Below are 5,558 nucleotides of genomic sequence, written 5' to 3'. Positions count from 1 at the left end.
CGACGCAGCTCGGGCAGGACGGGCGAGGAGCCGGAACGGGCGCCCGGCACCGGGGTACCGGGTGGCGGGCGGGCCCGTTCGGGGGCGGCTCAGATGCCGCAGTTGGGCGCCGACCAGAAGCGGGAGGCGCGGGTGTCGACGTGGGTGTGGTCGTGGTGGCCCGGGTAGCCGGGGCCGAGGATGCCGTTGAAGCCGTGGTTGCGGGCCTGCTGGGCGAGGGCGCAGAAGGAGTGCGTGCCGACCAGGTCGGCCGCGTCCCCGTACAGGTGACGGCTGTTGCTGGCGCCGCCGACCGCGTTGTTGCAGGACACCGAGCGGAAGCCACTGCTGACCGTGATGGGGCGGTCGCCCATCGCGCGACGCATGGCCTGGAGCTTCCACATGGTGCGGCGGGCGTTCTCCCGGGCGGTGGCCGCCGAGACCGCGCCACCGGACCAGTTGGAGTTGCAGCGGTTCATCTCGGCGAAGGAGAAGTTGGCGGTGGAGCAGTCGGAACTCTGCAGGGCGTAGATCCGGTTGAAGGTCTGCGGCCCGGCCACGCCGTCCACGGTCAGGCCGTACGCCTGCTGGAAGCGGCGCACCGCCTGCTCGGTGTGCGGCCCGAAGCTTCCGTCGAGGGCGAGGACCTGGCCGTAACCCGGGTAACCGGCGACCCGTATCTGGAGCTGGGTGACGTCGGCGCCGGACATGCCCCGGCTCAGGGTGCGGGGGAAGGTGTAGCAGGCGTCGAGGGTGCCCACGCCGTCGGACGCCGGCGCGGCGGCGGCCGTCGCGGTGCCCGGGGAATCTTCGGCGGTGAGGCTCTTATCGGTGGTGGTGATGGTGGTGGTGGTCGCGGCGGCGGTCGGGCCACCGAGCAGACCGGCGGCGCAGATCAGCAGCAGGACGAGAACCGGGCGCGCGCCACGACGGGCGAGGGGCCACGGGCCGGATGCGGACATGCGAATGCCTCCCGACGGAGGTTGATGAGGGGTGGGGGGACCGGGGTCGCGGACGGATCCGTGACCGAACGGGCGTCGGAGGATGGTGCGCACGAGCCCTCAGAGAGTGACGCCCGGGGTCTACCCGCGTCAACCCCACCGGGGAACGCCACAGGGCGGGCCTTTGAAAAAAGCCCGCCCCGTTCGGCGTTCTCCCCGGTGGGAGGTTTTCTTCCCGCCGCCGGCGCCGATCGCCCCGGCACGTGTTGTCGCGGCCGTGCGACGGTCGCCGTGTCAGTCGTTCGGCACGGTCTCGTAGCGGGGGGTGTTCTCCTCCATCATCTTCAGCGCCTTCTTGCGCTCCCGCTTGGAGAGCCGGTCGATGTAGAGGCGCCCGTGGAGATGGTCGGTCTCGTGCTGCAGGCAGCGCGCGAAGTATCCGGTGCCCCGCACCCGGATCGGGTTGCCCTCCAGGTCCCGGCCGCGCACCACCGCGTAGTCGGGGCGGGCCAGTTCGGCGTAGGCGGTGGGCACCGACAGGCAGCCCTCGTTGTTGTCGTCCAGCACGCGCTGGTCCGCCGGCAGGTCCTCCAGCACGGGGTTGCAGATCGCGCCCACGTGCCGCACGCCCTCGTCGTCGGCGCAGTCGTAGACGAAGACCTTCAGGTCCACGCCGATCTGATTGGCGGCCAGGCCGACGCCCTCGGCCGCCCGCTGGCTGGCGAACATGTCGTCCACCAGCGCGGCCAGCGACTCGTCGAACTCGGTCACCTCCCGGCACTCCCGGTGCAGGACGGGGTTGCCCACCACCGTGATGGGACGGGCGGTGCCGCGTTCCCGGTGGGCGCGTTCGCGTTCCTCGCAGTCCCGGGTGTCGTCGATGAACTCGTCCTCGACCCGCTGATCGGTCTCCTGCCGCGCCATGGTCCGCAGCCCGCCTTCCTCGCTCCGCAGCTGTAACGGCCCCCGGGGCCGCCTACAGCTTACGGTGCACCGGCGGTCCCCCCGGCCCCGCGAGGCGTCCTCGCCCCGAACCCGTCCCCGCGGGGTCCCGCGGGCACGAACCAGCGGGGACGAAGGGGATCAGCAGACCTCTTCCAGGTCCCGCCACTCGCGGGTGTCCGGGGAGTCGGCGACCCAGCCGTCGAGCAGGCCGCGGACCAGGGATGCCGGGGCGGCCAGCCCGCACTCGCGTTCGGGGGACCACAGCATCCCGGCGCCGGTGTGCCCCAGCGGGCCGGGGCGGCCGGGCACGCTGTGGTCGTGCGGGTCGTGTTGCGCCAGCCCGTCACCCTGCTCGCTGGGCATCCGGCTCTCGGAACACGCCCGGCACAGCAGCCGGACCGAGGAGGACCAGTCCTCCGCCGCGTACCCGGCCTCGGCGGCCAACCGCTCCAGGGCGTCCCGGTCGGACTCCTCCGCCGCCTCCAGGAGCACCACCCAGGTGGGGACGGAGGAGGGGGCCCACAGTTCGATCTCGTCGAAGACCGGGTGCACGGTGGTGTGCCCCTCGGGACCGACGATGGTCCGCTCCCCGTTGGGCACCCCGTCGTGGAGGACGACCTCGCCCCAGCGCCGCCCGGAGGACGGCAGCGGGATGTTGCGGATCACCATGCGGGCCGGGTCCAGGCGTCGGCCCCAGACCACCTCGGACTCCCCCTCGGGGGAGAGCCGCACCGCGGCACCGCCCAACGCCATGCCCAGCGGTTCGCCGGAGACGTCCTGCTGCTGCGGGACGTCCAGCCCGTACGCCTGCCAGGCCCGGCGGGCCAGCGGCCAGTCCTGCAGTGCGGTGGCGGCGATGCCGACGTTCCACCAGTCGGGGGCGCCGGCGTGGCGCTCCAGCAGTGCCACGGCCCGCAGGCCGGCGGCGCGCGAGCGCTCCCAGTCGTGGCGGAACTTGTGCAGCAGGGCGAGGTTGAACCAGGACTCCGAGAGCCACGGCTCCAGATCGGCCGCCCGGGTGAGCAGTTCACCCGCGTCCTCGTAACGACCGTCGTCGATGAGGGTGAACGCACGATGGGTGGCCAGCCGCCAATCGGTGGACGGCCGCTGCCGAGCCCTGCCGAAGATCCTCACGATGACCTGCCCGGTTCCCGCCTCGTAGCCGGCGTGTCGAGGTGCCGATGTGTCGCCACGTCCACTTCCGGTGTGCCCACTGTCTCCTGTCCGCGCCGGCGCCCGCCCAATCCTCCATCGGCGGGCCTGCTCACAGCATGGCCCCGCCCGGGGCACCGCGCGAGACGATATTGCCCCGGGGTCGACCTCCGCACCCCGGGGGCGTGTCGCCGGTCCGTCGACGCGACCCGGCACGGAAGTCGCCGCCGGTGGCGGCCGTCCGCGGCGGTGGCGAGGAACCGTACCGGTGGGGCACGGCCGGCCGAAAACGGCCGGAAGGGGCCGGTGTCGGAAGCGGACCGGGGGCCGGTGCGGGCCCCCTCCACGGGGAGGTGCCGAACGCACGAACCCATCCGTCCCGGGCACGGCTCCCCGCCCGGGCCGCTCGGCGCCGGCTCCGGTCGACCGGTGTCCCGGCGGGCCGGGGCTCACCCCTCGCCGGAGGTCTCCGTCCGCGCGGGGGCCGACGCGGGGGCCGGGCTCGCCTCCGGCGCGGCCAGGGGCGGCTCGGTGGGGAAGGCCGCCGGTGGCGGGGGCGGCGTGCCCGCCGGCGTCTCGCTCGGGGACACCTCACCGGCCCTGATCCGCTCGATCCGGCGCATCACCTTCGACCGCAGGTCACCGGGGACGTCGTCGTGGCCGCAGCACCGCTTGACCAGCTTCTTCACCGACTGCTCCAACCCGTACTTCTCCAGGCAGGGGGAGCACTCGTCCATGTGTCGGCCGAACTTCGCGCGCTCTTCCTCGGACATCTCGCTGTCCAGATACTCGTAGAGGTGGTCGAGGATCTCGGCGCAGTCCGTCTCGTGCGGTTGTCCGCAACTCATGAGCCCGAACCCTTCTGCGCTCCCGAACCGGCCAGTCCGCGCTCGCGCGCGTAGTCACCGAGCAGATCGCGCAACTGGCGCCGCCCGCGGTGCAGGCGGGACATCACCGTACCGATGGGGGTCCCCATGATGTCGGCGATCTCCTTGTACGCGAACCCCTCCACGTCGGCGAGGTAGACCGCGATGCGGAACTCCTCGGGGATGGTCTGCAGGGCCCGCTTGACGTCCGTGTCCGGCAGGCGGTCCAGCGCCTGCGACTCGGCCGACTGCAGGCCGTTGGACATGTGCGACTCGGCCCGCGCGAGCTGCCAGTCCTCGATCTCCTCCGCCGCGCTGCGCTGGGGCTCCCGCTGCTTCTTGCGGTAGGAGTTGATGAACGTGTTGGTGAGGATGCGGTACATCCACGCCTTGAGGTTGGTACCCGCCCGGAACTGGTGGAAGGACGCGTAGGCCTTGGCGTAGGTCTCCTGCACCAGATCCTCGGCGTCGGCCGGGTTGCGGGTCATCCGCAGGGCGGCGGAGTACATCTGGTCGAGGTACTCCAGCGCGTCCCGCTCGAAACGGGCACTGCGCTCCTCCGGGGTCTCCGACCGCACGTCCGATCCGTCGGTCGGCACGTCGGTCCTCTCCCCGTCGCCGCTCTCGCCCTCGGTCGTGGCGACCGGACCCACCTCCTTCGCCGGGGTGGCCGACTCCGTGGCGGCCACACTTGTCTCGGAGAATAGACGACGACCGGGGGCGGGCGCCCCTCGAACGGAGCCCTCGGCCGCGAGCCGCAGCGTCGCCCAATCGACCGTCGCGGCGGTCTCCCGGCTGCGGCGGGGCGGGCATGCGGTGGATCCCATGAAGGTCGCTCTCCTCACTGCGGTGCGAACGGGTGACATACGGCACTCGGCCCGGGTGGGGTCGAGGGGATGGACTCCGACGCCGCGGGTCCGGCGGGTGTGGACCGGCCGTCGCGCCGGTCCCGTCCCCCGCGACATCGACAACGCCCCCGGGGGGCCGGCTATTCCCGGCCCGCACGGAGGGCCCCCGACCCCGCGCCGGCCCGGGGTCGGGGAACCTCAGCCGGCGGCCGGGATCGCGCCGGGCAGGGCGAGGGCCCAGTCGCCGACGGCGTCCGTGATGACCGCCGCCGTGTCCGCCGGGTCCACCCCGGAACGGACGCCGACGGCGAAGGCGTGGTCGGCCGCCGGCACCGGCACCGGGGTGGTCCCCGCCGGGAACTCCCCGGGCCGACCGAACGGGTCACGCTCGCCCTGCACCACCAGCAGCGGCAGTCCGGCCCCGGTGACCGCGGCCAACTCCTGCGCCCGGGAGCGCTCGGGACGGCCCGGCGGGTGCAACGGGAAGGCCAGGGCCAGCACGCCGACCGCGCCGGTCCCGGCGGCGGTGCGGCAGGCCACCCGGGCGCCGGCGCTGCGGCCTCCGACCGCGACCGGTGGGGCGGCACCCTCGGTGGTGAACCCCGCCGCGCCGTCCGCCGGGTCGGCCAGGGCCGGCCACAGCGCCCGCCAGGCGGTGTCCAGGGTGCGGGGCGCGGGCGCCAACCGCTTCCCGGCGACCCGCCAGGGCTGCTCCACCAGGGCCACGGTCACCCCGCGCGCCGGCAGAGCGGCGGCGAGCGCCACCAGATCGGGGGCGTCGATCCCGCCCCCGGCCCCGTGGCCCAGGGCGAGGGTCAGCCGGGGGC

General features: G+C 73.9%; 6 protein-coding genes. All 6 read right to left on the bottom strand.

What is annotated here, in order from left to right; all coding sequences use genetic code 11:
- Window positions 1–89: 89 nt before the first annotated feature.
- A complete protein-coding gene (locus FNQ90_RS11150) occupies window positions 90–941 on the bottom strand; it encodes a D-Ala-D-Ala carboxypeptidase family metallohydrolase (protein WP_182606221.1) in 852 nt (283 codons plus the stop codon).
- Between the two features lie 273 nt (window positions 942–1,214).
- The gene (gene def / locus FNQ90_RS11145) at window positions 1,215–1,844 is read right to left on the bottom strand and encodes a peptide deformylase (protein ID WP_143623804.1); all 630 of its coding nucleotides are present in this window, start codon (window positions 1,842–1,844) and stop codon (window positions 1,215–1,217) included.
- A 159-nt stretch (window positions 1,845–2,003) separates the two neighbouring features.
- Window positions 2,004–2,999 carry a tetratricopeptide repeat protein gene (locus FNQ90_RS11140; protein WP_182606220.1) on the bottom strand — a complete coding sequence of 332 codons (996 nt, stop codon included), beginning with the start codon at window positions 2,997–2,999 and terminating at the stop codon, window positions 2,004–2,006.
- A gap of 467 nt (window positions 3,000–3,466) precedes the next feature.
- A complete protein-coding gene (rsrA, locus tag FNQ90_RS11135; protein WP_143623208.1) occupies window positions 3,467–3,865 on the bottom strand; it encodes a mycothiol system anti-sigma-R factor in 399 nt (132 codons plus the stop codon).
- Entirely contained in the window at window positions 3,862–4,710 is an 849-nt protein-coding gene (locus tag FNQ90_RS11130) for a sigma-70 family RNA polymerase sigma factor (RefSeq protein ID WP_194432423.1), read from the bottom strand. The genes rsrA and FNQ90_RS11130 overlap by 4 nt, the downstream gene beginning before the upstream one ends.
- A 219-nt stretch (window positions 4,711–4,929) precedes the next feature.
- Window positions 4,930–5,558: alpha/beta hydrolase family protein (locus tag FNQ90_RS11125; RefSeq protein WP_323379884.1), on the bottom strand; the 629-nt coding region annotated here is incomplete at its 5' end.

This window comes from Streptomyces alkaliphilus (assembly GCF_014141535.1).
GTDB lineage: Bacteria > Actinomycetota > Actinomycetes > Streptomycetales > Streptomycetaceae > Streptomyces > Streptomyces alkaliphilus.
This window is presented reverse-complemented; position numbering and strand designations above follow the sequence as displayed.